33 protein-coding genes are annotated in these 26,880 nt (G+C 68.6%); 25 read left to right on the forward strand and 8 right to left on the reverse strand.

Annotated features, from left to right (window positions below; all coding sequences use genetic code 11):
* Positions 1–32 precede the first annotated feature (32 nt).
* From GRI99_RS18635 to GRI99_RS05700, 10 genes are read left to right on the forward strand one after another with little or no spacing between them, the layout of a single operon-like run.
* Entirely contained in the window at positions 33–683 is a 651-nt protein-coding gene (locus tag GRI99_RS18635) for a hypothetical protein (protein ID WP_237438166.1), read from the forward strand.
* Positions 575–1,492, forward strand: coding sequence for a methyl-accepting chemotaxis protein (locus tag GRI99_RS18640; protein WP_337192879.1), 918 nt, complete (start codon positions 575–577; stop codon positions 1,490–1,492). Before GRI99_RS18635 ends, GRI99_RS18640 begins: the two co-directional genes overlap by 109 nt.
* Positions 1,493–1,521: 29 nt before the next feature.
* A complete protein-coding gene (locus GRI99_RS05665) occupies positions 1,522–1,773 on the forward strand; it encodes a hypothetical protein (RefSeq protein WP_160771070.1) in 252 nt (83 codons plus the stop codon).
* The gene (locus GRI99_RS05670; protein WP_160771071.1) at positions 1,770–3,854 is read left to right on the forward strand and encodes a chemotaxis protein CheA; all 2,085 of its coding nucleotides are present in this window, start codon (positions 1,770–1,772) and stop codon (positions 3,852–3,854) included. The genes GRI99_RS05665 and GRI99_RS05670 overlap by 4 nt, the downstream gene beginning before the upstream one ends.
* Positions 3,851–4,744, forward strand: a complete 894-nt coding sequence (locus tag GRI99_RS05675; protein WP_160771072.1) for a CheR family methyltransferase — start codon at positions 3,851–3,853, stop codon at positions 4,742–4,744. Before GRI99_RS05670 ends, GRI99_RS05675 begins: the two co-directional genes overlap by 4 nt.
* Positions 4,741–5,772: a protein-glutamate methylesterase/protein-glutamine glutaminase gene (locus tag GRI99_RS05680; protein ID WP_160771073.1), complete on the forward strand. Its 1,032-nt coding sequence runs from the start codon at positions 4,741–4,743 to the stop codon at positions 5,770–5,772. The genes GRI99_RS05675 and GRI99_RS05680 overlap by 4 nt, the downstream gene beginning before the upstream one ends.
* Positions 5,772–6,335, forward strand: coding sequence for a chemotaxis protein CheD (locus GRI99_RS05685; RefSeq protein ID WP_237438167.1), 564 nt, complete (start codon positions 5,772–5,774; stop codon positions 6,333–6,335). Before GRI99_RS05680 ends, GRI99_RS05685 begins: the two co-directional genes overlap by 1 nt.
* Before the next feature lie 15 nt (positions 6,336–6,350).
* Positions 6,351–6,722 (forward strand): response regulator, encoded by a 372-nt coding sequence (locus GRI99_RS05690; RefSeq protein WP_160771074.1) that lies wholly within the window; start codon positions 6,351–6,353, stop codon positions 6,720–6,722.
* Between the two features lie 23 nt (positions 6,723–6,745).
* Positions 6,746–7,189: a chemotaxis protein CheW gene (locus GRI99_RS05695; protein ID WP_160771075.1), complete on the forward strand. Its 444-nt coding sequence runs from the start codon at positions 6,746–6,748 to the stop codon at positions 7,187–7,189.
* Positions 7,186–7,503 carry a hypothetical protein gene (locus tag GRI99_RS05700; RefSeq protein WP_202392962.1) on the forward strand — a complete coding sequence of 106 codons (318 nt, stop codon included), beginning with the start codon at positions 7,186–7,188 and terminating at the stop codon, positions 7,501–7,503. The genes GRI99_RS05695 and GRI99_RS05700 overlap by 4 nt, the downstream gene beginning before the upstream one ends.
* A gap of 54 nt (positions 7,504–7,557) precedes the next feature.
* Here the strand turns inward: GRI99_RS05700 and GRI99_RS05705 are convergent, their stop codons facing one another.
* From GRI99_RS05705 to GRI99_RS05740, 8 genes are all read right to left on the reverse strand, one after another.
* Positions 7,558–8,307 (reverse strand): sigma-70 family RNA polymerase sigma factor, encoded by a 750-nt coding sequence (locus tag GRI99_RS05705; protein ID WP_160771076.1) that lies wholly within the window; start codon positions 8,305–8,307, stop codon positions 7,558–7,560.
* Positions 8,304–10,403: a flagellar biosynthesis protein FlhA gene (locus GRI99_RS05710; RefSeq protein ID WP_160771077.1), complete on the reverse strand. Its 2,100-nt coding sequence runs from the start codon at positions 10,401–10,403 to the stop codon at positions 8,304–8,306. The genes GRI99_RS05705 and GRI99_RS05710 overlap by 4 nt, the downstream gene beginning before the upstream one ends.
* A gap of 3 nt (positions 10,404–10,406) precedes the next feature.
* Entirely contained in the window at positions 10,407–11,288 is an 882-nt protein-coding gene (locus tag GRI99_RS05715) for a transglycosylase SLT domain-containing protein (RefSeq protein ID WP_160771078.1), read from the reverse strand.
* Positions 11,289–11,348: 60 nt separating this feature from the next.
* Positions 11,349–11,681 (reverse strand): flagellar protein FlgN, encoded by a 333-nt coding sequence (locus GRI99_RS05720; protein ID WP_237438168.1) that lies wholly within the window; start codon positions 11,679–11,681, stop codon positions 11,349–11,351.
* Positions 11,681–11,968 (reverse strand): flagellar biosynthesis anti-sigma factor FlgM, encoded by a 288-nt coding sequence (locus GRI99_RS05725; RefSeq protein ID WP_160771079.1) that lies wholly within the window; start codon positions 11,966–11,968, stop codon positions 11,681–11,683. Before GRI99_RS05725 ends, GRI99_RS05720 begins: the two co-directional genes overlap by 1 nt.
* Before the next feature lie 107 nt (positions 11,969–12,075).
* Positions 12,076–12,597, reverse strand: coding sequence for a flagella basal body P-ring formation protein FlgA (locus tag GRI99_RS05730; RefSeq protein ID WP_160771080.1), 522 nt, complete (start codon positions 12,595–12,597; stop codon positions 12,076–12,078).
* A 22-nt stretch (positions 12,598–12,619) separates the two neighbouring features.
* Positions 12,620–13,075: a hypothetical protein gene (locus tag GRI99_RS05735; RefSeq protein WP_160771081.1), complete on the reverse strand. Its 456-nt coding sequence runs from the start codon at positions 13,073–13,075 to the stop codon at positions 12,620–12,622.
* Positions 13,072–13,737 (reverse strand): MotA/TolQ/ExbB proton channel family protein, encoded by a 666-nt coding sequence (locus tag GRI99_RS05740; RefSeq protein WP_160771082.1) that lies wholly within the window; start codon positions 13,735–13,737, stop codon positions 13,072–13,074. Before GRI99_RS05740 ends, GRI99_RS05735 begins: the two co-directional genes overlap by 4 nt.
* A 194-nt stretch (positions 13,738–13,931) precedes the next feature.
* Here GRI99_RS05740 and flgB point away from each other — a divergent pair, with 194 nt between their 5' ends.
* The 15 genes from flgB (at position 13,932) to GRI99_RS05815 (ending at position 26,879) form a co-directional block, all read left to right on the forward strand.
* On the forward strand, positions 13,932–14,279 hold the full coding sequence (gene flgB, locus GRI99_RS05745) for a flagellar basal body rod protein FlgB (protein WP_160771083.1): 348 nt from the start codon (positions 13,932–13,934) through the stop codon (positions 14,277–14,279).
* 41 nt (positions 14,280–14,320) lie between these two features.
* On the forward strand, positions 14,321–14,725 hold the full coding sequence (gene flgC, locus GRI99_RS05750; protein ID WP_160771084.1) for a flagellar basal body rod protein FlgC: 405 nt from the start codon (positions 14,321–14,323) through the stop codon (positions 14,723–14,725).
* Complete coding sequence (locus GRI99_RS05755) at positions 14,725–15,027, forward strand: flagellar hook assembly protein FlgD (protein WP_160771085.1); 303 nt, start codon at positions 14,725–14,727, stop codon at positions 15,025–15,027. The genes flgC and GRI99_RS05755 overlap by 1 nt, the downstream gene beginning before the upstream one ends.
* Before the next feature lie 13 nt (positions 15,028–15,040).
* On the forward strand, positions 15,041–15,859 hold the full coding sequence (locus GRI99_RS05760; protein ID WP_160771086.1) for a flagellar hook-basal body protein: 819 nt from the start codon (positions 15,041–15,043) through the stop codon (positions 15,857–15,859).
* A gap of 25 nt (positions 15,860–15,884) precedes the next feature.
* On the forward strand, positions 15,885–16,625 hold the full coding sequence (locus tag GRI99_RS05765) for a flagellar basal body rod protein FlgF (RefSeq protein ID WP_160771087.1): 741 nt from the start codon (positions 15,885–15,887) through the stop codon (positions 16,623–16,625).
* 22 nt (positions 16,626–16,647) lie between these two features.
* Positions 16,648–17,436, forward strand: a complete 789-nt coding sequence (gene flgG, locus GRI99_RS05770) for a flagellar basal-body rod protein FlgG (protein ID WP_160771088.1) — start codon at positions 16,648–16,650, stop codon at positions 17,434–17,436.
* An 8-nt stretch (positions 17,437–17,444) separates the two neighbouring features.
* Positions 17,445–18,107, forward strand: a complete 663-nt coding sequence (locus GRI99_RS05775; RefSeq protein ID WP_237438169.1) for a flagellar basal body L-ring protein FlgH — start codon at positions 17,445–17,447, stop codon at positions 18,105–18,107.
* Complete coding sequence (locus tag GRI99_RS05780; protein WP_160771089.1) at positions 18,107–19,207, forward strand: flagellar basal body P-ring protein FlgI; 1,101 nt, start codon at positions 18,107–18,109, stop codon at positions 19,205–19,207. Before GRI99_RS05775 ends, GRI99_RS05780 begins: the two co-directional genes overlap by 1 nt.
* Entirely contained in the window at positions 19,204–19,545 is a 342-nt protein-coding gene (locus tag GRI99_RS05785) for a rod-binding protein (protein WP_160771090.1), read from the forward strand. The genes GRI99_RS05780 and GRI99_RS05785 overlap by 4 nt, the downstream gene beginning before the upstream one ends.
* Positions 19,546–19,548: 3 nt before the next feature.
* On the forward strand, positions 19,549–20,877 hold the full coding sequence (flgK, locus tag GRI99_RS05790; RefSeq protein WP_160771091.1) for a flagellar hook-associated protein FlgK: 1,329 nt from the start codon (positions 19,549–19,551) through the stop codon (positions 20,875–20,877).
* Positions 20,877–21,791, forward strand: coding sequence for a flagellin N-terminal helical domain-containing protein (locus tag GRI99_RS05795; protein ID WP_160771092.1), 915 nt, complete (start codon positions 20,877–20,879; stop codon positions 21,789–21,791). The genes flgK and GRI99_RS05795 overlap by 1 nt, the downstream gene beginning before the upstream one ends.
* 39 nt (positions 21,792–21,830) lie before the next feature.
* Entirely contained in the window at positions 21,831–22,694 is an 864-nt protein-coding gene (gene motA / locus GRI99_RS05800; protein ID WP_160771093.1) for a flagellar motor stator protein MotA, read from the forward strand.
* A gap of 1 nt (position 22,695) precedes the next feature.
* Entirely contained in the window at positions 22,696–23,538 is an 843-nt protein-coding gene (locus GRI99_RS05805; RefSeq protein WP_160771094.1) for a flagellar motor protein MotB, read from the forward strand.
* Positions 23,539–23,628: 90 nt separating this feature from the next.
* The gene (locus tag GRI99_RS05810; protein ID WP_160771095.1) at positions 23,629–26,043 is read left to right on the forward strand and encodes an HAD family hydrolase; all 2,415 of its coding nucleotides are present in this window, start codon (positions 23,629–23,631) and stop codon (positions 26,041–26,043) included.
* Entirely contained in the window at positions 26,040–26,879 is an 840-nt protein-coding gene (locus GRI99_RS05815) for a class I SAM-dependent methyltransferase (RefSeq protein ID WP_160771096.1), read from the forward strand. The genes GRI99_RS05810 and GRI99_RS05815 overlap by 4 nt, the downstream gene beginning before the upstream one ends.
* The last annotated feature ends 1 nt before the right edge of the window (position 26,880 follow it).

Raw genomic sequence — 26,880 nt, forward strand, 5'->3', positions numbered from 1 at the left:
CAAAGTGTAGCCCGAGAAGGAAGTTCGGTCCCATGTTTACCTGGTTCCAGAAGTACGCACCCATCCGCACAAAGTTCAGGGTGCTGGCCCTCGTCATCGGGGGCATGGGTTCGCTCTCCCTCCTCGGTTCCCTGCTGGCGACGCTTGGCGTGGTGGGCCCTGGCCTGGCCATGGCAACAAGTGCCTTCGTTGTGGCCGGCACGGTGGCAACCGTGATTGTTGCCGGCCAGCTGATATGCGAGCCTTACGTCAACACGGTCGTGCGCATGGAAGCCCTGGCTGCCGGCGATACCAGGAGCCACATTACCTATACCGACTTCAGCGATTGCGTGGGCCGGATGACCAAGGCGATGGCAACCTTCCGCCACAACGCCGAAATCGTCCGGGAAGCCGGCGCCATCCAGGAAAGCCTGGTCAAGACGCTGGGCATCGGCCTGGAACATCTGGCCGACAAGGACCTGGACTATCGCATTTCCGATCCCCTGCCCGCGACCTACGAGCCGCTGCGCCTCAGCTTCAATCGCTGGCCGAGCTTTCCGGCGCAATCGAGGGTGTCCACAGCGCCGCGCTGGCGGTGGAAACTGGTTCGCGTGAAATCCGCGCAGCATCCGATGACCTCTCGGTCCGCAACGAGCGGCAGGCCGCCAGCCTCGAAGAGACAGCGGCCGCCATGGACCAGGTGACCAGCCTGGTGCGCGAGTCCGCAAGCAGCGCCACCGAAGCCCAGGCTTCGATCACTGAAACGCACACGAAGGCGACCGACGGTGGCAGGGTGGTGCGCCAGGCCGTGGCCGCCATGGCCGCGATCGAGAAGTCGGCCAAGGAGATCACCCAAATCATCGACGTGATCGACGGTATCGCCTTCCAGACCAACCTGCTGGCGCTCAACGCCGGCGTGGAAGCAGCCCGTGCGGGCGATGCCGGCAAGGGCTTTGCGGTGGTCGCCAACGAAGTGCGCGCGCTGGCCCAGCGCAGCGCGGATGCCGCCAACGACATCAAGGCGCTGATCAATACGTCCAGCCAGCAGGTCAGCCAGGGCGTGGGCCTGGTGGGCGAAACCGGCACGCTGCTGGAAGCCATCGTTGAACGCGTGGGCCAGGTTTCGGCCCAGGTCCAGGCAATCGCCAAGTCAGCCGTGTCGCAGGCCGCCAACCTGGAGCAGGTCAATACCTCGGTACGCGAGATGGACCGGATGACCCAGCAAAACGCTGCCATGGTGGAGCAATCCACCGCCGCCGCTCGCAGCCTGGCAGAGGAAGCCGCGGAGCTCGGCCAGTTGGTCTCGCAGTTCCGGATCAGGGAGACGGGCCGGACGCAGCCGTCCCGCGCACGCAGCGCGGGGCCGCTTCCCGCCGCGGGCCCCGTGCGCCGTGCTGCCGCCCACCGCGCGCCGTCATCGCGCCCTACGGCACCGCGCAGCGCCGTGCCGCCAGTAGTGGGCAACCTGGCGTTGAGCCACGCCGCCGACGAAGACGACTGGAGCGAGTTCTGACGTCCGGTCGAACCATCGGGAGCATGCCCATGACCACGATTACCCTGCCACCCCAGTGTACCCGCGAAGCCGCGCTCGCCGTGCTTGCCCAAGCGCGCGAGCAGGGCACGGCGGACCTGGCCATCGATGGCATCGCGGTTGAATCCGTGGGCCAGGCGATGCTCCAGGTGCTGCTGGTGGTGCTTGGCGGCCGACCGCTGGGCAGCCCGTCTGCCGCCCTGGCCGACATGGTGCGCAAGGTGGGCCTTGGCCCGCGCCTGCTGGAAGGGGCCGCGCAATGACTCCCAAGGACCTGACCGATATCTTCTTCGTCGAGTGCGAGGAATCGCTGCAACTGGCTGAAGCGGGCCTTGCCGCCTGCCAGGAAGGCACGCACGACGATGATACGATCAACGCCGTGTTCCGCGGCGTGCACTCGATCAAGGGCGGCGCCGGGGCCTTCGGCTATTGGCCGCTGCAGGGCTTCACCCACATTTTCGAAACCCTGTTGAGCGACGTGCGCGACTGCACGGTGGCGATCGAGCCTCACCTGGTGGACCTGTTGCTGCGCGCGCTCGACACGGTGAGCGACCATGTGACGGCCGCGCGCGAAGGCGGCGATCCGCCGGCCGATGCCGCGCTGCTAGCCGAGCTGGAAGCGGCCATGGCGGCCAACCAGGGCAAGGCAGCCGCCTTCGCTGCGGCGGTGCCGGTGCCGGTTGTTGCCCCGGCGCCTGCGGCGGCGGACGATTTCGACCTCGATGCCCTGCTCGACGGACTGGGTGACGAGCCGGCTGAAACCGTGCCGGAGAAAGAATGGCTGGTCCAGGTCCGCCCGCACGCCGGGGCCATGCTGAACGGCAGCGAGCCGGTGCTGCTGCTGCGCGAGTTGGTGGCCCTGGGCGGCCAGTGCCTGGCCTGCGACACGGCGGACCTGCCCGATCTCGACAAGTTCGATCCGGCGCAGGGCTACCTCGTATGGACCTTTGCCATGCCGGCCACGGTCAGCGAGGATGCCCTGCGCGAGCTATTCGACTTCCTCGGCGAGGATTGCGATCTGGCCATCGGAGCAGATGCGCCGCGCCCGGCCCTGCGGCTGGCTGCCCCGCCGCCGCCGGTGCCCGTGGCGAGTGTCTCTGCAGGTGGGCCGGACAAGCCTGCCGCGTCCGCTGCGGCTGCCCCGCGTGCCGCCGCTGCTGCGCCCGGCCAGTCGGTCCGCATCGACCTCGCCAAGCTGGACCGGCTGATCGATACGGTGGGCGAGCTGGTGATTGCCCAGGCCATGCTGGCCCAGCGGCTGGGCCATGCCAACCTGGCCAACGTGGAGGAACTGGGCACGCTGGACGTGCTGGTGCGCGACATCCAGGAAAGCGCCATGGCCTTCCGGGCCCAGCCGATCGACACGGTGTTCGGCCGTGTGCCGCGCCTGCTGCGCGAACTGGGCAGCTCCACCGGCAAACGGGTCCGGCTGGAGGTGAGCGGCGAGACCACCGAGCTGGACAAGACCGTGATCGAGCGGCTGGGCGAGCCGCTGACCCACCTGATCCGCAACGCCGTTGACCACGGTATCGAGACGCCGGAGGAACGGCTGGCCGCCGGCAAGAGCGCTGAGGGGACGCTGACCCTGTCCGCCGAACAGCGCGCCGGCCGCGTGCTGATCCGTATTGCCGATGACGGGCGCGGGATCGACCGGGCCCGTGTGCTGGCCAAGGCGCGCGAACGCGGGTTGGTGGCCGCCAATGCTACCCCGTCCGACGAAGAGATCGACTTGCTGATCTTCGCCCCCGGGTTCTCCACAGCGCAGGCGGTGTCGAACATCTCGGGCCGCGGCGTGGGGATGGATGTGGTGCGCCAGAACGTGAAGGACCTTGGCGGCCGCATCACCATCGAGAGCGTGCCGGAGCATGGCACGGCCTTTGTTCTGGCCCTGCCGCTGACCCTGGCCATTTCCGATGGCATGATCGTGGAGGTGGGTGACCAGACCCTGGTGGTGCCGCTGGCCCACGTGGTGGAGAGCCTGCGTCCGGCGGAGGCCGAGCTGAAAGGCGTGGGCAGCGGGCGGCAGATGTTGAACGTGCGCGGGCGGTTCATCCCGGTGGTGCCCCTGTGCCAGGCCCTGGGCGACCACCGCACCGGGGTGGACAAGCAGGCGGGTGTCCTGATCGTGGTGGAAACGGGTAACTCGGGCCGCGCCGCGCTGGCCGTGGATGCCATTACCGACCAGCGCCAGTTCGTGATCAAGAGCCTGGAGCGGCACTATTGCCATGTCGACGGCGTGGCCGGGGCCACGATCATGGGTGACGGCCGCGTGGCCCTGATCCTGGACGTGGACCAGCTTGTCGCCAGCCATTCGCGGCCACCCGCGCAACTGGAGGCGGCATGAGCGCCGGTCCCGCCATTGCTCCCGGCCGCGCTGCAGGCGGTGAACCGTGCGTTCCGGGGATCAGCCCGGACATCTATTCGGTCGCCGATTTCGAGCGCGTCTCGCGCATGATCCATGCTGAAGCGGGCATCGTGATCGGCGATGCCAAGCGCATGCTGGTCTATTCCCGGCTGGCCCCGCTGGTGCGGGAGAGCGGGCTGGGTGCCTTCTCGCTGTTCCTCGACAGCCTGCCGCAGCAGCCGCAATGGCGTGCCAGGACGATTGCCGCGCTGACCACCAACCACACCTACTTCAATCGCGAGCCGCACCATTACGAGCACTTCGGGCTGGAAGTGCGGCCCGGCCTGCTGAAGGCCCTGGCCGCAGGCCAGCGGGTGCGGCTGTGGTCGGCCGCGTGTTCCAGCGGCGAGGAAGTCTGGACCCTGGCCATGACGCTGCTGGGTCCGGAAAAGGGCCCCGGCCTGAAGCTGGCGGGCGGCAACCTGCGGTTCCTGGCCACCGACCTGGCGCCCCACGCCGTCGCCCGCGCCGTGGCCGCGCAATACGATCCCGCAGCGCTTGATCCGGTGCCTGCCGATCTGCGCAAGACCTGGGTAGCGGTACGCGACGGCGTGGCCACGATCAGCGATGACCTGCGCCGGCTGGTCAGCTTCCGCGAACTCAATCTGCTGGGAGACTGGCCGATGCGCGGCGTGTTCGATGCAATCTTCTGCCGCAACGTGATGATCTATTTTGATGTGCCCACCAAGGAGCGGCTGATCCACCGCCTGGCGCAGCAACTGGCACCGGGCGGCTACCTCTACATCGGCCACTCCGAACGGGTCAGCGGCCCGGGCAGCGCGCTGCTCGATATCGCCGGCCCCACCGTCTATCGCCGGAGGGCGGCATGATCCGCGTCCTGATCGTCGACGATTCCGCCACCATGCGCGCGCTGTTGCAGGCGCGGCTGGAGGACGAGCCGGATATTCGCGTGGTGGGCAGCGCCTGCAACGCGGTGGAAGCGCGCGAACTGATCAAGCTGCTCGACCCCGACGTGCTGACGCTGGACATCGAGATGCCGGGGATGGACGGCCTCACCTTCCTGGAAAAGATCATGCGGCTGCGGCCGATGCCGGTGATCATCGTCTCCGGGTCCACCCAGGCGGGAACGGCCAACGCGGCCCGCGCGCTCGCCCTGGGGGCGGTCAGTTGCTATGCCAAAGCAGACCGTTCGGGCAGCCTGCTGCTGCACGACCAGGGCGCGCTGGCCGCGCTGGTGCGCGAGGCGGGACAGGTGAGGTTCGGCCCGGCCTGGCCGGTCTCGCCGCAGGTGGAAGCCCAGGTGCGCAAGTCCACGCAGACGGCCACCAGCCTGGTCGCCATCGGTTCGTCCACCGGCGGGGTGGAGGCCCTGCGCAGCCTGCTGCCCGAATTCGGCACCGATTGCCCGCCCACGCTGATCGTGCAGCACGTCAACGCCCGCTTTGCCGCAGCCATCGCGGAATCGCTTGACCAGGTGACCCGCGCCCAGGTGGTGCTGGCCACCAGCGATACCCGGCTGGAACGCGGCAAGATCTACCTCGCCCCCGGTGGCGACCGGCACCTGCTGCTGGGCCGCGCCGGCAACGGCTCCTATCGCACCGTGCTGCGTGATGGCGGGCTGGTCAGCGGCCACCGGCCCAGCGTGGATGCGCTGTTCCATTCCATCGCCGCGCTGGACGTGCCCGATGCCGTTGGCGTGTTGCTGACCGGCATGGGCAAGGACGGGGCCGAGGGCCTGCTGGCCATGCAGCAGAAGGGCGCGCTGACCATCGCCCAGGACGAGGCGAGCAGCGTGGTCTTCGGTATGCCGCGCGCCGCCATATCGCTGGGTGCGGCAGAGATCGTCGCCCCGCTCGGCCGCATTGCCGATCATGTTCTGGGCAGGAAGGCCGCCTGATGACGCTAATGACCCCCTTCGAAACCCGCTCTTCACCGGTCAAGCGCATTGCGGTGATCCAGGGCGAGGTGCGCACTTCGGCCGATCCCGATGTAGAGTTGACGACCGTGCTGGGAAGTTGCGTGGCCACCTGCCTGTACGATCCGGTCGCCCGCATCGGCGGCATGAACCATTTCCTGCTGGCCGAACCGCCCGAACACCAGCGCAGCAGCGGCGATTTCGACGAGCACTATGGCCTCTACCTGATGGAGCTGCTGATCAACCGCATGATCGGCTGCGGCGCGGTAAAGGGGCGGATGAAGGCGCGCCTGTTCGGCGGGGCCAACTTCTACCACACGATCCAGCAGATCGGCGCGATAAATGCCGAATTTGCCCGCAGGTTCCTGCAGCAGGAAGGGATCGGGCTGGTCAATGCAGACCTGGGCGGCACCTGCGCCCGGCGGGTCCATTTCCGCCCCGCATCCGGCCAGGTCCGCTGCAAGAATACTGAGGCGAAAGCCATCGCCGCGCCGCAACCCACCCGCCGCCCGCCCACCGCGCTCGGCGAAGTCGAACTGTTCTGAGCGAGGTACGTACCCATGACCAAGACAACCCGCATCCTTACCGTGGACGACAGCGCATCGATGCGCGCGCTGCTGTTGCACGCACTGACGCAAAGCGGCTTCGAGGTGGAGCAGGCCGAGGACGGCCAGGTGGCGCTGGAGTGGCTGGAGACCAACGAGGTCGACCTGGTGATCACCGACATCAACATGCCCCGCCTGGACGGCTTCGGCCTGATCGAGCAGTTGCGCGCCGGCCCGCTGCACCGGGACAAGCCGATCCTCGTGCTGACCACCGAAAGTTCCGACGAGAAGAAACAGCGCGCCCGCCAGGCCGGTGCCACCGGCTGGATCGTCAAGCCGTTCGATGCCGCCAAGCTTGCCAGCGCCGTGCGGCGCGTGGCCCACTGATCCAGACAGGAGTAACCGTCACCATGTCGCACCGCGAACTCATCACCTTCCAGGTTGCCGACCAGCTCTTCGGCCTGGACATCATGGCGATCCGCGAGATCCGCGCCTGGTCGCCCGTCACCCGCCTGCCGCAGGTGCCCGATTACGTCGCCGGCGTGGTCAACCTGCGCGGCACCGTGCTGCCGGTTTTCGACCTCGCCGCGCGGCTGGGCTGGGGGCCCACCCAGGCGACCCCGCGCAATCCGATCATCGTCACCAGCATCGGCGGGCAGACCCGCGGGCTGATCGTCCACAGCGTGAACGACATCGTGGCCCTGCCGGCGGATTCGCTGCAACAGCCCGAAGGCGGCGCCAGCGACGGCATCGACCGCTTCATCGAAGGCCTGGCCCCGCTGGGCGATGACATGGTAATCGTGCTGGACCTGGCCACCCTGGCCCGCGACGAGCCGCTGGACATGGCGGCGTGAACCACGTCACGCCCCACCGGCTGCTGGCCCTGGGAGCGGCAGAACTGCTGGCCGAGCTGTCCTATGAGGTGGAAGCCCTGGGCAGTGCGCTGTGCCGGGATCCGGCGCTGGCGCAGGGGCACATGCCCAGCCTGCAGGCCATCGACCTGGTGGCGCAGAAGCTGTGCGGCCTGGCCGACCTACTGGCTGCGGAAAGTCCCGCCACCGGCATTGCCCGCCTGCGGCTGGACAGCCTGCGCGAACGCTTCGCGCACCTTGAAGCCTATACCGATAGCCCGCCCGAACAGGTCGGGGAGAACGAGATCTGGCATTAGGAAAGGGGGCAAAAGCCCCCTTTTTGCTGGCCAGGGCTGGCAGCGGCGCGTCGCTCAGTCCGCCTCGTCCCGCTCCATCAGCGCGCGCAGCTTCAGCATGGCCTGCGCCTTCAACTGGTGGACGCGCGGCACGCTGACTTCCAGCACCTCGGCAATCTCGGTGAGGTTCAGTTCCTCCACGAAGAACAGTTGCAGCACCAGTTGCAGCCGTTCGGGCAGGTCCACCATCGCGCGGCCGAGCCGCTCGATGTCCTGCAGCTCGCACAGAACGGCAAAGGGGTCCGGCATGTCGCTGGCGAAGGCGGCGTTGCGATCGTCATAGCTTTCATCAAGCGAGGCGATCTGCACCTCGGCATCGCTCCACCCGGCAAGCTCGGCCACGGACACGTCCAGCCGGGCGGCCAGTTCGGCCATCGTCGGCGCGCGGCCCAGTTCCTGGCGCAGGCGCCCGCGCGCATCCTCAAGCTGGCGGCGGCGGCGCACCTGGCCCCGGCTTTCGGGCATGGCCTTGCGCACCAGGTCGAACATGGCCCCGCGCACGCGGATCTTGGCATAGGCGGCAAAGCCGTCCTCGTTGGGCCCCTCGTGGTTGCGGGCCGCTTCGGTGAGGGCGATGTAGCCTGCCTGCATCAGGTCCTCGATCTCCAGCCCGTCACGCCCGGCACCGTGGATGTGCCAGGCGGCCTTGCGCACCATCGGCACGAAGCGGCGGACGCGGTCCTCCACCAGGTCGCGGACCGGCCGGCCATAGGCGGCGGCAGCGGCAGTGCGGGGGGCGGCAAAGGCGGATTGGTCGTGTTTCATGCGGCCAGCACCTCGGGTTCGGGATCATGGGGTTGGAGGTCCAGCTGGCGCGGCTCGCCGCCGATCACGGCGACGACCTCCACCGGCTGGGTGGCGGGCAGTTCGGCAATCGACAGCACCAGGCAGTGCGGTACCCGCTGGCGCAGCAGCGCGGCCAGCGACCGGCGGGCCGGCGGCTGGACGATCAGCGCCAGGTTGCGGCCCGGCTCCTGCATGGAACACAGGCGGCCTACCTCGTCGGCGATCATGCGCGCGCAATCGGGCTCGATGATCGGCTGGCCGGTGGCAGGATCCTTCATCCCGCCCAGGATCGCGCCTTCCAGCGCGGCATCCAGCGTCAGCACGCCCAGCCGCTCGCCGGGCGGGCACACCTGGCCCACCAGCCAGCCGCCCAAGTCGGCGCGGACATGGTCGATCAGCGCATCGAAATCCTTGGTCCGCTGCAGCCCCAGCGCCAGGCTGGAAAGGATCGGCAGCGGGTGGCCCAACGATATGCCATCGGCCAGCAGCGCGCGCAGGAAGCGGGTGAGCGCGGCCAGCGACAGCGGATCGGGATGGATCGCCTCGGCAATGCCGGGGGCCTTGTCGCGCACGGCATCGATGATCGCGCGCACTTCCTCCGGCCCCAGCAGCAGGTCGGGCCGGGCGGACAGGAGCTGGTTGATGTGGGTGGCGATGACCGTGTCGGCCTCCACCGTCAGGAAACCCTCGGCAATCGCGTGGTCGCGCTCTGATGCAGGCACCCACAGGGCGGGGCAGCCGAAGCTGGGATCGCGCGTGGGCTCGCCGTGGACCTGGTGGCCGGGGCGGACCTCGCCGGTGTCGATCGCCAGGATCATGTCGGCGCGCGCCTCGGCCCGGGCCAGCTCCACGCCGCCCAACAGCACGCGATAGGTGTTGGCCGGCAGGTCCAGGCTGTCGCGGATGCGGAACTGCGGGACCACGAAGCCGAAGCTCTGGCTCAGTTGCTTGCGGACCCCGGTGATTCGCGCGACCAGCGGCGATCCGCGCGCTTCCTCCACCAGGTGGACCAGGGCAAAGCCCACTTCCAGCGTGACCAGCGTGGCATCCATCACATCGGTGATGGCGATGCGCTGCGGCTCGTCCACCGGGGCGGGTTCCTGCACCACCTGCGCCACGGCCAGCTTTTTCTTGAGCGTGCGATAGAGCCAGAAGGCAAGGCCGGCAGCGGGCAGGAAGATCATTTGCGGCATGGCCGGCACCAGCCCCACCGCGCCCAGCACCAGCGCCACCGGCAACCAGCTGCCGGGATCGGCAAATTGCCGCCCGATCTGGCCGACCAGGTCGCTGCTGTCGGACACGCGGGTAACGATGGCGGCAGCGGCAATCGACAGCAGCAGCGCGGGCACCTGCGCCACCAGCGCATCGCCCACGGCCAGCGAGATATAGGTCTGCGCCGCATCGCCGGCAGAAAGGCCGTGACTGATCATGCCCAGGGCAAAGCCGCCGATCACGTTGACGAACAGGATCAGCAGCGCGGCAATGGCATCGCCCTTCACGAACTTGGAAGAGCCGTCCATCGCGCCATAAAAATCCGCCTCGGTCGCCACTTCGGCGCGGCGAGCCTTGGCTTCCTCGGCCGTCATCAAACCGGCGGCGATATCGGCATCGATCGCCATCTGCTTGCCGGGCAGGGCATCCAGCGTGAAGCGGGCGGACACTTCCGACACGCGGCCTGCGCCCTTGGTGATCACCACCATGTTGATGATCAGCAGGATCACGAAGACGAACAGGCCCACGGCAAAGTTGCCGCCCACCAGGAAGGCAGCAAAGGCCTCGATCACGTGGCCGGCGGCCGCTTCGCCCTCGTGCCCGTGGACCAGCACCACGCGGGTGGAAGCGACGTTCAGCGACAGGCGCAGCAGGGTGGCGAACAGCAGGACGGTGGGGAAGGACGAGAAATCGAGCGGCTTCCTCGCATTCAGCGCGGCCATCAGCACGCCGATGGACAGCGCGATATTGAACACGAAGAATATGTCCAGCAGCAGCGTGGGGATGGGCAGCACCATCATGGCGATCAGCGCCAGGATGCCGGCCGGCAGGATCAGGGCGGCGGAGGGGAGCGGAAGCTTCATCGGTTACATCCCCAGCGCCGAAAGGCGGGCATAGGCGCGGCGCACGTGGGCCTGCGCGGGTGAGTTGCCGCTATTGCCGAAGGTCTGGCCGATCAGGTCGGCCATCGATCCGCTGCCGGGCGGCGGCAGGGAAGCCACCTGCGGCAGGGCCGGGGTGGAGAACGTGCGTTGCGGCTGGCCATTGGGCTGGCCGGGCAGCGGGACGGTATCCAGCGAGCCGGCGGGCAGCTCGAAGCCCTGTTCCATGGCATTCGCCATCCGGCTGCGGATCACACCCATCACTTGCGCGACCGAGCGGGCGGCACCGCCTTCGCCATAGAAGATGCCGCGGTTGGCGTGCGCGGCGCTGGGCAGCAGGCTGGCGGCGGGCGTATCGGGCGCGGTCTGGAGAGTGGTCAGCATCCGGCTGGCCCCGTCCGGACCCAAGAAATGGGCAAGGTAGAGCTCGCTGGCATCGGGCGTGCGGCCCAGCACCTGCTCCAGCGCGGCGGTGTTGTCCCCCGCCAGCGCGCCAGCCATCAGGGCCGAGGCTCCGGGATCATAGCGCAGGCCCATGATCGCCTCGCGCATGGCCGGATCGGTGATGCGGGCGCGCCCGCCGCTGGTATCGATTGCCTGGGCCAGCTGGCCAAAGCCCAGCCGCTCGCCGTGCCGGTCAAGCGTGGCGAGCCAGGTCTGGTCAAGGAACTGGAACAGGCCGGTGGCGCTGGAGGTGCGGGCGCGGGCGGCGGGGTTCAGCCCGCTTTCGATGCGCGCCTGGGCCAGCAGGTAGCCGAAATCCACCCCGGTGCGCTGCGCCGCATCGGCAATGGCCGCCTGCGTGCGCTGGCTGCGCGCAGGTTGCGCGCCTTGCAGGACCTGGTTGGTGCCGAGCGGATTGCTCATTGGTGGCGGGTTCCTTGCCGAAAAGTCTCTGCAGACTATTCAGCAAGTTGCGTGCCAAACTCAGGCCGTGCGGGCGCGCGGTCCTGTGTAGAGGCCAGGCGAGCGGGTGAGCGCGTCCAGCCGGGCGGCCACGTTGGCGGCCAGCAGGTTGCGAACCTTGCGGTTCACCTCGTTCTGGTGGCGGGCCGCTTCCAGCAGGCCTCGGCATTCGGCGTCCACGTCGTTCGCCGCGTGGCCTTCAAGCGCGGCGCACAGGCGCTGCTTGTCGCCGGTGGCCAGTACGAGGGCATCGATGTTCATCGCGGCAAGGGCTTGCCGCTCGGCATCGAGGGCGGCAACCATCTGCCGCAGGCTGGCGGCAAGGCCGTTCTCGTGCAGGACAACCTCGCCCATCAGTTGGTGCTCAACATCAGGCGCGCGGCAATCAGCGCGTCGGTGATCCTGGCGGGCACGATGGGATAGCTGCCGTCGCGCAGCGCCTGGCGGATGGTGGCCACCCGGTCGCCGTCCACCGGCACGCTGCCGGCAGAAACGCGGTTGCCGGTTTCCACCGTCACGCCCTGGTCGGCCGGGGCGATGCCGGATTGGCGCGGGGCACCGGTGGTCCGCGCCGCACTGTCGCGGCTGACGGGGCGCAAGGGTGCGGCGCCATTCAGCCTGGATACGTCGTAGAGAGACATGACCGTCACTCCTTCGCTTGATCTGTCAGAGGGCAGGACGGCGTGCGGTGCCCGGGTTTAAGGATTGCTTCAGCTATTTTTTCGCCCAAGCGGATTCGGGGCACCGCTCAGTGCAGCGGAATGGTGACGCGGATCGGGCTGTCCACGCGGGCGCGCACTTCCTCGCGGCTGCCTTCGGGGCGCACCCGGATCCACTGGCCCACGGCCCCCTGCTCCAGCGCCTCGGCCTGCTGGGTGATCGAGAAACCCCGGCCCTGCAGCGTGATCGTCAGCACCTGGCCGCGGGCAATGGCCGGCGGCAGGGGCGAGGCGGCCGAGCGAACGGCGTTGACTTCGCCGCCGGTGTTGACCGGCACGAAGATGCGCCAGGGGGCCTGCGTGGCATTGCATTCCACCCGCACCATGCTGGCCCCGCGGCCATGCCAGGCGAGTTGCAGCGGGCCACCGCAGGCGGTCATCCGCAGGCGGCGGTCCACCGGGCCGCGCGCGCCGCCGGGGGTGCCGGGTGCAGCGCCGGTGAAGGCGGCCACCTCGGCATCGATGGCGGCGGGATCGGCATAGCCGAGGGACTGGGCGTGGGCGGCTGCGGGCAGGGCCACGGCAGCCAGGAAAACGGCAAAGCGCAACATGGGACAGGCTCCTTGTGAACTGTCAGCGTTGCGCGTTCTCCAGCAAGTCGCGTGCCAATTGCGGGTCGCGGTCATAGGCGAACACGGTCACCACCTGGCTGGCGGCCCCCGGTTCCAGCACCACGCGCGGCTCCACCCCGGCGGCACGCGCCTCGGTCGCCAGCGTGTTTACCCTGGCCTCGATCTGCGGGCGGTCGGCAGCGGCGGCAAAATGGCCTTCGATCGTCACCAGCCCGGTGGCATCGCCGGCATGGCCTGCCAGCCACCGGGCCAGCGGCGGCGCGCCGGGCGTGTCGGCCAGCATGGCCACGGGCACGGTCTGGACGAAGCCGGTGGGCCGGCCATCCTCCTCGCGCGGACGCACGGCCGGCGCCGCCTGCTGCGCCAGCGCCGCGCCGGTGACCACGAACAGGATCATCGACAGGTCGGCCAGCGGCACCAGCCAGCTCGCGCCGGTGGTGGCGGGATGATCGCTCATGCCACCCGTTCCAGGCGCGGTTCCGGGGGCCGGGCAGCGGGCGGCACGGCAGCGGCGAGCTGGCGTGCCAGCCAGTCGATCAGCATCTGCCGTTGCGCTTCCTCGTGCGCGCCGCGCCGGGCGATCAGCCGGGCCAGCGGGTTGCAGGCCAGGTGCGCCAGGACCAGGCCATAGAGCGTGGTCAGCACGGCCATGGCGATGCCGCCCACCATCGATCCGCCGGCCGGCGCGGCCAGCGGCATCTGGCTGAGCGAGACCAGCGTGCCCACCATGCCGAACACCGGCCCCATTTCCGCCGCCAGCAGCACCGGGCGCATGGCCATGGTGCGGCGGGCAATCCGCTCGTCGCGAAACTTCTCGTGCGTGGCGACCAGTGATGCCAGCGACCGGTCGTGGATCAGCGCCTCGGTGGCAGACAGGATCTCGCGGTCGGTGCTGTGGACGCTGTGGGCGCGGACCACGCCATCCTTGCGCATGGCCGCCACGTCACGGGCAATCTCGGCCCGGGCCTGTTCGTAATCGAACGGGCGCCGGAACAGGTTGGCCACGGCTCCAAGGCTGGCCGCAACCTCGCCCCGGCCGCTGCCCAGCAAGGTCGCCGCCAGCGTCCCGCCAAGCACGATTGCGGCGCTGGCCGGGTCCAACAGGGCTGCAAGATCCATCCGTCCACTCCTTCGCGTCCCCGCAGAACGGCGCACCGGCAGGGCGGATTAAGGGCGGCAATATGCTGCCGGTGGCGGCAAGCGGCTGCCGGTTGCGGGCGCTTCCGGGCGCATGAAGGCGGCAAAGGCGCAATTGGCACGCTGCTTGCTGAAAGGACCGCGAGAAACCGCAACCTGAGCAAAAGGAAGCAGCCATGAGCGATCGTCTGTTCGGCATCCACGGTGCAGCGCTGGAATTGCGCTCGCAGCGGATGGGGCTGATCACCGCCAACATCGCCAATGCCGCCACCCCCGGCTACAAGGCGCGCGATATCGACTTTGGTGCCGCGCTGGCCGCCCGCACCGGCGGGGCCAGCCGCGATGCCGCCATCGATGGTGCCACCCGCTTCCGCCTTCCCACCATGCCATCGCTGGATGGCAACACGGTGGAACTGGCCAACGAGCAGATGGCCTTTGCCGAAAACGCGGTCGCCTATTCGGCCACGCTCAGCTTCCTCACGGGCAAGGTGAACACCATCACCCGCGCGCTGAAGGGGGAGTAGAGCCATGTCCTCAAGTAGCAACGCGATAGGACGATAGAGCCATGTCCGGTCCTTCTTCGCTGTTCTCCATCGTCCAGCGCGGCATGAGCGCGCAGATGGTGCGGATGAATGCCGCCGCCTCCAACCTGGCCAATGCCGGGTCGGTCGCCGGCAACGAAGCCGATGCCTACCGCCCCCTGCGCCCGGTGTTCCAGCAAGAGCTGGACCAGCAGAGCGGCCTCAGCAGCGTGCGCGTGGCCGAAGTGCGCCGCGCCGATGTGTCCGCCACCCGCCGCCATGATCCCGGCCACCCGCTGGCCGATGCCAATGGCGACGTGTGGGAGGCCCCCGTCGATGAGACGACCGAGATGGTCGAAGTGATGGAAGCCAGCCGCCAGTACCAGAACCTTGTCGAGGCCATGCAGACCGCCAAGCAGCTCATGCTCGACACCATCCGGAGCAAGTGATGACCACCATTTCCCCCACCACGCTCGCGCAGTTCAATGCTGCCGGCAAGCCCACCACCAGCAATGACGCGCTGGACCAAGGCGATTTCCTGAAGCTGCTGACCACCCAGTTGCAGCAGCAGGACCCGCTCTCGCCGGTCGATAACAAGGACATGCTGGCCCAGATGGCACAGTTCTCCGCGCTCGCCGGCTCAACCAAGACCAACGCCACCCTGGCCGACATCTCGGCCAAGATGGATGCGCTGATCGCCGCCCAGCAGGCCGCCACCGCCGCCAATCCCACCCCTTCCGCTACCGCCTGAGGAGCCTGAACCCATGACGTCCTTCTACACCTCGCTGAACGGCCTGAAGAATTCGCAGACCGATCTCTCCACCATCGCCCACAACATCGCCAACGCGGAGACCACTGGCTTCAAGAAGAGCAACGTGGAGTTTGCGGATATTGTCGCCAATGGCTCTGCCGCCAACCCGCGCATGACGCAGGGCATCGGTGCCACCGTGGCCGGCATCAACCAGAACTTCGGCCTGGGCGCGATCGAGCAGACCGGGCGCAGCCTGGACCTGGCCATCGATGGCGACGGCTTCTTTGCCACCAGGAACGCGGAAAGCGGCCAGGTGCTGTTCACCCGCAACGGCAGCTTCCAGATCGACAACAGCGGCACGGTGACCGATTTTGCCGGCAAGCGCCTGCAGATGTTCGAGGTGGATGCCACGGGGGCGGCGATCAACGTGCCCGCCACGGTGGATGCGGTGATCCCCACAACCAATGGCGCGGGTTCCGCGCTGGCCAGCATCACCATCGAGAAGAACGGCCTGATCAACGCGGCCTATGCCGATGGCTCCACTACCTCGGTGGGCCGCACCGCGCTGGCCACCTTCACCGCGCCCACGGGCCTGCGCCCAGTGGGGAGCACCAACTGGGAGGCCACCGGCTTTTCCGGCAGCGCCACTTACCAGTTGCCCGGCACCGGGCGGAATGGCCAGTTGCTGGCCGGATCGCTGGAAAAGTCGAATGTGGACCTGGCCGAGGAAATGGTCGGCCTGATCACCGCCCAGCGCAACTTCCAGGCCAATGCCAAGGCGATCGATACCGCCACCCAGTTCTCGCAGACGATCATCAACCTGCGCAGCTGATCCTGACTGAGAGGAGGCACCCGCCATGGACCGCCTGATCTACACTGCCCTTTCCGGCATGAATTCGGCAATGGACCGGCAGCGGGCCATTTCCAGCAACCTGGCCAATGCCAGCACCCCCGGTTTCCGGGCGGAGAGTTTCAGCACCCAGGCCATGCGCGTGGTGGGCGATACCTTCGACGTGCGCGGCATGGCGCAGGGGTCGGTGCGCGGGGCGGACATGTCGCCCAGCCAGATCAATCCCACCGGCCGCCCGCTGGACGTGGCCGTGCGCGGCGATGCGCTGATCGCGGTGCAGACTGCCGATGGCGGCGAAGGCTATACCCGGAGGGGCGACCTGATGACCGATGTCACGGGTCGCCTCCTCAACGGCGACGGCCTGCCGGTGATGGGCGAGGGCGGGCCAATCGCGGTGCCGCCCGGCTGGCAGGTTTCCATCGGCACCGATGGCAGCGTGTTTGCCGCCGATCCCGCCGCGCCCGATGCGCCCGCCGAGACCGTGGGCCGGATCAAGCTGGCCAGCCCTGCCGGTTCTGCCGTGATCAAGGGCCTGGATGGCCAGTTGCGCGTGCCCGATGGCGGCGTACTGCCCGCCGATCCCACCGCCGAGCTCAGCGTCGGCGCGCTGGAGCAGAGCAACGTGAACACCGGCGACGTGCTGGTGGACATGATCGAGGCCCAGCGCGGGTTCGAACGCCGTGCCAAGCTGATTTCCACCGCCGACCAGCTCGACCAGGCCAGCGCGCGCCTGATGTCGCTGAGCTGACCCCTCCCGAAAGGATTGCCCCATGCCCACTTCCGCCCTCCAGGTCGCCCGCACCGGGCTTGAAGCGCAGGACTCGCGGATGCGCGTCATTGCCAACAACCTGGCCAACATCGGTACCACCGGCTTCAAGCGCGACCGGGCCAATTTCCAGACCCTGGCCTATGACGATGCCCGCGTGGCCGGGCAGCGCAGCAGCAACCAGACCGCCTATGCCATCGGCCTGAACCTGGGCACCGGCGTAGCCGTGCAGGGCACCACCCGTGTCGATACGCAGGGCGCGCTGGCCACCACCGGCAACAACCTGGACGTGGCGCTGGATGGCGACGGGTTCTTCCAGATCGAGCTGCCCGGCGGACAGACTGCCTATACCCGCGCCGGCAACTTCACCCTGTCTGCCGAAGGCACGCTGGTGACCGCGCAGGGCTATACCGTGGTGCCTGCCATCCAGGTGCCGGCGGGCGCGCAGTCGATCGCCATCGGGCCGGACGGCACGGTGACCGCCATCGTGGAAGGCGATGCCGCCCCCGCCGAACTGGGCCAGTTGACCGTGGCCAGCTTCGTCAACCCGGCGGGCCTGCAAGCCACGGGTGACAACCTGTTGCTGGAAACCGCCGCCAGCGGGGCCGCCGACGTGGGCGCGCCGGGCGAGAACGGGCGCGGCCAGATCCGCCAGGGGATGCTGGAGTCCTCCAACGTCAACGTGGTGGAGGAACTGGTCGAGATGATCGAGGCGCAGCGCGCCTATGAGATCAATTCCAAGATGATCAGCGCCGTCGACGAGATGCTGCGCAACGCCAACCAGACCCTGTGAGGCTTTCCATGACCATGCGTTCAGCCACCATCGCCATTGCCTGCCTCTCGCTTGCCGCCTGCGGCATGGAGGGCGGCCGCCCGCAGGCCGGGTTCGATCCCGTGCTGCCGCCTGCGCCGCCGATCGTCACCCCGCAGAACGGCTCGATCTTCCAGGCCGAGCTTGGCTATGCCGCGCTGCACGAAGGGACCCGCGCCCGCCGCGTGGGCGATGTGGTGCTGATCCGGCTGGTGGAGAACATCGGCTCCAGCACCACCACCAGCGGGCGCACCCAGCGCCAGGGCGGTGCCAGCCTGACCCCGCCCAGCGCGGGCCTGCTGGGCTTCCTCAATCCCGATGCCCTTAATGCCGAGGCGGAAGCGTCGTTCAACGGGCAGGGCAATGCCACCCAGCGCAGCCAGCTTGCAGGCAGCGTGTCGGTGACCATTGCCGAAGTGCGGCCCAACCGGACCGCGCTGGTGGTCGGAGAACGGCAAATGAGCCTGAGCCAGGGGCAGGAATGGGTGCAGTTTGCCGGCATTGTCCGCCTGGCGGACATCGACAGTGACAACACCGTGCCCAGCAGCCGGATTGCCGACGCTCAGATCCTGCACGGCGGGCGTGGGGCCATTGCCCAGGCCAGCCGGCCGGGCTGGCTCAGCCGGTTCTTCAACATGGTGAGCCCGTTCTGATGCGCCGGTTCCTCTCCGCCCTGCTGCTGGTGCTGGCCGCCCTTGCCGCTGCCGCCCCCGCCCATGCCGAGCGCGTGCGCGACCTGGGCAGCTTCGATGGCGTGCGGCCCAACCAGTTGACCGGCTATGGCATCGTGGTGGGCCTGGACGGCACAGGCGATGACAACTTCGAATACCTGACCGAGGCGATGCGCGGCGTGTCGGGCCGCATGGGCCTGACCCTGCCGCCCGGCGTCTCCCCCGGCCTGAAGAACGCCGCCGCGGTAATGATAACTGCCGAGCTGCCGCCCTTCGCCAAGCCGGGCCAGACGATCGACGTGACCGTGTCCGCCATCGGCAAGGCGCGGTCCTTGCGCGGCGGGTCGCTGGTGCTGACCCCACTGTATGGCGCGGACGGGCAGATCTATTCGATGGCCCAGGGCAACCTGGCCGTGGGCGGGCTGGGCGTGTCGGGCCGCGATGGCTCGCAATTGTCGGTCAACGTGCCCACCGTGGGCCGCATCGCCGATGGCGCGACCGTGGAGCGCGAGGTGGCGACCGGGTTCGACACGCTGGGCGAGCTGCGCTTCAACCTGAACACCGCCGATTTCCAGACCGCTGCGCGGATGCGCGATGCGATCAATGCCCGCTATGCCGGCGCGGCGCGGGTGGTGGACGCGGTGACGCTGTCCATCGTCATGCCCTTCGGCTCCGACGCGCGCGCCGAGATGATCGCCGGGATCGAGATGATCGAGGTGACCCCGGCGCAGACCCCGGCACGGGTGATCGTCAACAGCCGCACCGGCACCGTGGTGATCAATTCCGCCGTCCGCCTGTCTCCCGCGGCGATCAGCCACGGCAAGCTGGTGGTGCGGATCGAGGAAGACCCGCTGATCGTGCAGCCCGAACCCTTCAGCCGCGGCGAAACCGCGCAGGAGGAGGCAAGCACAATCAGCATCGAGGAGGAGGAGGCCCGCGTGGTCGCCATGCCGGGCGCGGCCAACCTGTCCGAGATCGTCGATGCGCTCAACATGCTTGGCGTGGGCGCATCGGACCTGGTGGTGATCCTGGAAGCCCTGAAGCAGGCCGGTGCCCTGCAGGCCGAGATGGTGGTGATGTGACACTGATTTCGTCCCTTTCCACTGGCGCCATCGCCACTGGCGCCATCGCGGTGCCTGCCGGTTCTTCGTCCGAAGAGCTGAAGCAGGCCGCGCAGGCTTTCGAGGCGATCTTCCTGCGCCAGATGCTGGCCAGCGCCCGCGCGGCCGACTTCGGCGGCGACGAGCTGTTCGGCGGGCCCGGCCTGGAACAGTTTGAAACCATGCGTGACGAGCACCTGGCCGATGTGGCCAGCCGGCAGGGCGTGTTCGGCCTGGCCGAGGCGATCGAGCGGCAGGTCACGGCCATGCAGCCGCAGACCTACGTTTCGCCCGCCAGCAATCCCACGGGAGGCGGCTAGGCCATGTCCGGCAACCTGATCCTGATCGGCAAGAGCGGGGCGATGGCGGCCCGCGCGGCGCTTGACGTTACCGCGCAGAACATCGCCAATGCCGCCAACCCCACCTATGCCCGGCGCACGCTGAGCATGGCGGAACTGGCCAGCAAGGGCGGGATTGCCAACGAGCCGGGCGCGGCGCTGTCCGGCGTGCGGCCCGATCAGGTGCTCCGCACCAATTCGCTGTTCCTGCAGACCGAAGCGCGCCGCACCGGCAGTGATCTGGCGCGCGCCAATGCCGAACTGACCGGGCTGACCAACGCCGAAAGCGCGGTGGAGCAGGCCGGTATCTATCCCTCCATCGTCGATTTCGAAGCTGCCCTGTCGCAGCTTGCCAGCGATCCGCTGTCGGGCAGCTTGCGCGCCGCCGTGCTGGAAGAAGGCCGCCGCGTGGCGCAGACCTTCGCCATCGCCAAGAACGGGCTGGACGTGGCCCGCGCGGACCTGACCTTCTCCGCCGACGAGGGCGTAAACCAGATCAACCTGCTGGCGGGCGAACTGGCCCGCACCAACGCCGGCATCGCCCGCGCCAGGCCGGGATCGGCCAACATGGCCGTGCTGCACGACCAGCGCGATGCCCTGCTGGGCGAAATGTCCGGCTATGCGGGCCTTTCCACCACCTTCGATGCCCTTGGCCGCGCCACCGTGAAGCTGGGCAGCGAAACGCTGGTGGACGGGGTCGACGCCTTCACGCTGGCCAAGACCGGCAATGCCAACGGCACCCTGTCCTTCACCGTGAACGGCGCCGCCACCACCGTGACCAGCGGCAGCCTGCAAGGGCAGAGCCAGGCCCTGCAGGGCATCGTGACGCTGGAAGGCGAGCTGGACGATCTGGCCGCGCTGATGATCGACAGGGTCAACGATGCGCAAGCCACCGGCGCGGCGCTGGATGGCACGCCCGCGCAGCCGTTCTTCTCCGGCACCGATGCGGGCACCATCGCGCTGGCCCTGACCAGCGGTGACGGCATCGCTACCGCCCCCGCCGGTTCGGGCGCGCGCAGCCGCGACATTTCCAACCTCCAGGCCCTGCGCGACAGCATGGCCGTGGATGGCCCCGCCAAGGAAGCCGACGCCCTTCTGTTCCGCCTTTCCAGCGGCATCAGCGCGCGCTCGGTCACCCGCGATGCCCTGTCCACCATCGGCCAGACGGCGGGGGTGGCCCTGTCTGCCGAAACCGGCGTGGACCTGGACCAGGAAGCCACCAACCTGCTGCGCTACCAGCAGATGTTCCAGGCATCCGGCAAGGTGATCCAGGCTGCGGCGGACATCTTCGACACGCTTATGGGGATCGGCTGATGACGACGATAACCAACGGCACGCTGGCCTTCTATCGCCGCGCCGCGCTGCAGATGGGTGACCTGCGCAGGAGCGCCGAGGACCTGCAGAACCAGCTTTCCACCGGTGAGCGGCTGACCCGTTCGTCAGACGATCCGGTGGCCGCCTCGCGCCTGCGGATGCTGGCCCGCGACGAGCGGCTGGCCACGATCGATGCCACCAACGCGCGCCGCACGGCAGAGAACCTGGAACTGGCCGGCAATGCGCTGGAATCGATCGCCTCCGATCTGATCCGCGCCCGCGAGCTGGCCCTGTGGGCCGCCAGCGAGACGCTAGGCAATACCGAGCGCAAGGCCATCGGGGAGGAGCTGGAGCAGCTCCGCATCCGCATCATGTCGGCCGCCAATGCCCGCGATGCCGGGGACAACGCGCTGTTCGGCGGCGAGACCAGCGGCAACGCCTACGAGATGAACGGGGCGGGCGTGGTCAGCTATATCGGCACGGCCAGCGCGGGCGAGATCGACCTGGGGCAGGGGCAGATGCTCAGCCGCGGGCAGACCGGGCCGGAAGTGCTGAACTTCACCACCGGCGGCACGGCCACCGATGTGTTCGCCTTCCTGGGCACGCTTGGCACCGAATTGCAGGCCGGGGCCGATCCGGTCACCGCCGCGCGCGATGCGCTGCCGGGCATGGACGATGCGATCGACGCGCTGACCCGCGCGCAGACCGTGGCCGGCACCCGCATCGCCTGGATCGAGGTGATCCAGGACCGTCAGATCGACCAGAGCCAGACCCGCGCCCAGCGCACCAGCGATGCCGGCGGCGTGCCCTTTGCCCAGACCGTGGCCGAACTGCAGCAGATGCTGACCGTGCTGGAAGCCAGCCAGGCCGGCTTCACGCGGCTGGCCGGCCTGACGCTGTTCGACAAGATCTGATTGCTTCGCCCGCTTTTTATTTAGTTACGGGGATTTACCATGTTTGCTGCCATCGGCATCGTCCTGTTGATCGTGTTCGTCTTCGGCGGGTTTGCCATTACCGGCGGCGCGCTGGGCCCGGTGATGCATGCCCTGCCGCACGAAATGCTGATCATCGGCGGCGCGGCCATTGCCGCCACCGTCACCGGCAATTCCATGCACGAACTGAAGTTGCTGGGGGCGGGCATGGGCAAGGTGTTCAAGGGCCCCAGGTACAACGACCAGGACCATATCGATGCCATTGCCCTAACCAGCCGCCTGATGCGGATGATGAAGACCGAAGGGCCGGTGGCGCTGGAAAGCCACGTGACCGATCCGGCAAACTCGGCGATCTTTGCCGAATATCCCCGCATCCTGGCCGACAAGGCCCTGACCGGGCTGATCTGCGATACGCTGACGCTGATCGTCGTCTCCTCCGGCACGCTGGACACCCATGCGGTGGAGGACGTGATGGACAATTCGATCAAGAGCCAGCTGCACGAACTGGACGAGCCTGCCCATGCCCTGCAGACGCTGGCCGACGGCCTGCCCGCGCTGGGCATCGTGGCCGCCGTGCTGGGCGTGGTGAAGACCATGGGTTCGATTGACGAGCCGCCTGCCGTGCTGGGCGGCATGATCGGTTCGGCCCTGGTCGGCACCTTCCTGGGCGTGCTGCTGGCCTATGGCATTGTGGGCCCGCTGGCCGGCCGCCTGAAGCAGGTGAACGCGCACGATGCGCAGATCTTCCATTCGGTGAAGCAGGTGCTGATCGCCTCGCTCCACGGCTATCCGCAGCCGCTGGTGGTGGAAAGCGCCCGCTCGGGCCTGCCGCCGGCGCACCGCCCGGCGCTGACCGAGCTGCTCGACATGCTGCGGGGCAAGTAACATGGCCTCCGCCCCCGTTCCCAACGAGCCGCTGGCCCCGATCATCGTCAAGAAGATTACCGTGGTGGCCGGCGGCCATCACGGCGGTGCCTGGAAGGTGGCCTATGCCGACTTCGTGACCGCGATGATGGCCTTCTTCCTGCTGATGTGGCTGCTGGGCGCGACCACCGAGGACCAGAGGAAGGGCCTGGCCGACTATTTCACGCCCACCCTGGTCAAGATGCGCGAGCAAAGCGCCGGGGCCGATGGCATGCTGGGCGGATCGTCCATCGTCGATGCCGACAACTATCCCCATGCCGCCGGGCAGACCGGCAACATGGCCATCACCATCCCGCGAGACGCCAGGGGCGGCCCGCAGGAAGGCGGCGAGGCCGAGCAGGAGCGCCGCCGCCAGCAGATCGCGCAAGCGATCCAGGACAGGATCGACAGCGTGGAGCGCCTGCGCCGCCTGTCGCGCCAGGTGCGGGTGACCCGCACGCCCGAAGGCATCCGCATCGACCTGGTGGACGATGCCGATTTCTCGATGTTCCACCTGGGCTCCACCGTGCTGGTGCCCGAGGCGCGCGAACTGCTGGGCATCATTGGCGAGTCGCTGGCGGGCGAGGGCGGCCAACTGATCGTGCGCGGCCACACCGATGCCGTGCCGTGGCGCAGCGGGGCAGGGGCCAACAACTGGTCGCTGTCCAGCGCCCGGGCCGAGGCGACGCGGCAGGAGATGTTGCGCCACGGCCTCACCGATGCCCGCTTCGACCGGATTGAGGGCGTGGCCGACCGCGAGCCGCTGGTGCCCGCTGACCCCGCCGATCCGCGCAACCGGCGCATGTCGATCCTGCTGAAGTCCTGAGGGCCAACCCCTAGTCCGGCTTCGGCGCATGGTTAACCAGATGTTTTTACACCCCGGCAGGTGACCCGCTGCCGTGGGAAGGAGTGTGCCTTGACCCATACCGTTCTGCCGCACGAAGTGCCCGCGCTGCTTGACCGGTTCCCGGATGCGCGGTGCCTGTCGCTCGATTGCTTCGATACGCTGCTGTGGCGCGATTGCCATGCGCCGGTGGACCTGTTCACGGCCCTGCCGGGCGTGGCCCGGGCGCAGCGGGTGGGTGCGGAAGGCGCTGCCCGCAAGGCGCGGGCGCTGGCCGGCAAGGGGACCGAAGTCTCGCTGGCCGAGATCCACGCGCGGTTGCACCCCAACGGCTCGGCCGCCGGGCGGGCACAGTCTGCGGCGGAGGAACTGGCTGCCGAGGCGCGCCACTGCCATGGCTTTGCGCCCGTGGTGGCCCTGATGCAGGCGGCAAAGGCGCGCGGGATGGAGGTGGTGATCGTGTCCGACACCTACCTCGACGCCGCGCAGTTGCGCGCCCTGATCGCCGCCGCTGCCGGTGCAAATGTCGCCGCGCTGATCGACCAGGTGTTCTGCTCCAGCAAGTTCGGCCTGTCCAAGGGGGCGGGCCTTTATGGTCAGGTTCTGAAGAAGCTCCGCCACGCGCCGCACGAGATTGTCCACCTGGGTGACAATTTCCATGCCGACGTGGAAGGGGTGGCCCCGCTGGGGGTCAATGCCGTCCACCTGGTGCAGTTCGCCGACGAGGTGCGCCAGCGGCTGCGGCTGGAGGCCTCTGCCGATGCCCTGCTGCATCCGCACTGCGCACCCAAGGCCCGCGCGCTGCAACCGCACCGTGCCGCCCTGTCCCTGGCCGAGCCGCTCTGCGGCGACGCTGCCGAACGGCTGGGGGCCAGCGTTCTCGGCCCGGTGTTCCACGCCTTCCACCACTGGTTGGATGGCGAGGCGGCGGCGCTGGAAGCGGCCCACGGTGGCCGGGTGCACAAGCTGTTCCTGATGCGCGACGGCTACCTGCCGCTGCGCGTTCACCGCGAACTGGGCGGGACTGACGGGCACGAGCTGGAGATCAGCCGTTTCACCGCCACCGCCGCGCATTTCACCAGCGATGCCGCGATCACCGCCTTCGTCGAGGACGAGATCGGCCTGCGCCCCACCACGCTGGCACGCCAGATGCTGCTGCCGGAGGAGCGGATCGCCAGCCTGCTGGAACCGCTTTCGATGGAGGACGGCACCCAGGCATTGCTGAAGGAAACCCGCACCGGCCCGTTCCGCAAGGCCCTGCTGCGCGCCAGCCGCGCCTTTGCCGACCGGCTGCAAGCCCATTTGCGCGCCACCTGCAAGCCGCAGGCCGGCGATACGCTGATGCTGGTGGACCTTGGCTATAACGGCACCGTGCAGAACCGCGTGGCCGCGCTGCTGGCCAGCCGCCTGAAGGTGCATGTCGCCGGCCGCTATCTTGTCCTGCGCGAGAAGGAGGTAACCGGCCTCGACAAGCGCGGGCTGATCGATGCCCGCCACTATGCGCCCGAGGTGCTGGAGGGCTTCTGCGCCAACGTGGCCCTGCTGGAACAGCTCTGCACCAAGGCGCAAGGTTCAGTGGTGGACTACACGCCCGATGGCACCCCCCTGCGCGGGCCGAACGACATCAAGCAGCAGCAGAGCGCGGTCCGCGAGGCGGTGCAGCAGGGCTGCCTGGCTTTCCAGCGCGCCGCCCGTAATGCCGTGGTCCGCACCCCTTGCGATCACGCACCAGCCATGTGGCGCGAGGCCGCCGCCAGCGTGCTCGCCCGCGCCATGTTCCTGCCGCTGCCTGCCGAACTGGCCGTGGTCGAAGCTTTCGAGCACGATGTGAACCTGGGCACCCAGCAGACCGTGCCGCTGTTTGACCGCGCCGTGGCTGCCCGCGGCCTGAAGCAGCGCGGCCTGTTCTACATGAACGGGGCCGAGCGGATGCTGCTGCCCGCCGAGATCGACCGCGAAGGGCTGGCCACGCGCCTGTCGCTGATGGTCCACCGCCTGTTCGATCCGCCGTTTGCCTACAGCGATTTCGGCCAGGGCGGGGTGGCGCTGGATGTCACGCTGGTGGATCCCGCCAGCGGCCAGGTGGCCCGCCGCCAGGTGCAGGCCACCCCCACGCACGATGGCTTCTACACCGCCGCCATTCCCGTGGGCGAGGGCCGCTTCGCCGTGGCCGCCCACATCGGCCAGCTTGCCGAATGGTTCGAGGTGGAAAGTGCCGTGCATGTGCCGGTGGCCGATTTCATCTCCGGCAAGCATGAGGCGCTGCGCCGCGAAACCGTGGCCCATGCCGCGCCCGAGGGGATCGGTCGCATGGCCGACCGCCTGTGGCACAGTCCCGCCGCCGATGGCCACCTGCTGTTCCCGCCCCCTGCCGACAGCCGGGATGAACCCGTGCTGCTGGCGCTGACCTTCCGCCCGCTGGTGCTGCGCCAAACGCGCGCCGCTGCCGGGCAAACCACACCCGCCGCCGAAAGGACCGTTGCATGACCAACCTGCTGATCCACTCGATGGCGGAATTCGCCCCCATCATTCGCCCTTGCCTGGAACGGGCCGGCGTGCGTGACGTGGTGGAAATCGGTGCCGAATTCGGCGGCATGAGCCACGTCCTGGGTGACTGGTGCGCCAGTGTGGGCGGCACGCTGACCAGCGTTGACCCCGCGCCCAAGCAGGAATTCCTGGACTGGGCGGCAGACCATCCCGCCGTCGCCCATGTTGCATTGCCCAGCCTGGAAGCGCTGCCGCAGATGGCCCGCTGCCCGGATGCCTGGGTGGTTGATGGCGATCACAATTATTACACCGTTTTCAACGAATTGCTGCACATCGATGCGATCTGCCAGCGCGAAGGCAAGCCGCTGCTGGCCTTCCTGCACGATATCTCGTGGCCCTGCGCCCGGCGCGATTGCTATTACGCGCCGGACCGGATCCCCGCCGCCCACCGCCACCCCTACAGCTACAAGGCCGGGGTGCATGTCGACGATGACGCGATCCACATGGGCCGCGGATGGCGCGGCATGGGCCAGTTCGCCTGGGCGTTGCACCAGGGCGGCCCGGAGAATGGCGTGCTGACCGCGGTGGAGGATTTCCTGGCCCGCGCCGACACGCCCCAGCGCCCGCTCGCCTTCGCCCACGTGCCCGCCGTGTTCGGCCTGGGCGTGGTGATGGACGCCAGCGCTGAATGGGCCGAGGACCTTGCCGGCATGCTGCTGCCCTATCACGCCAACGGCCTGATCGCCTCGCTGGAGCTGAACCGTCTGCGCAACTACCTGGCGGTGATCGACTGGCAGGACCGCGAGGCCGAGCGGGAGCAGGGTGCGGCGGCATGAC

This window comes from Alteraurantiacibacter buctensis, assembly GCF_009827655.1.
Lineage (GTDB): Bacteria > Pseudomonadota > Alphaproteobacteria > Sphingomonadales > Sphingomonadaceae > Alteraurantiacibacter > Alteraurantiacibacter buctensis.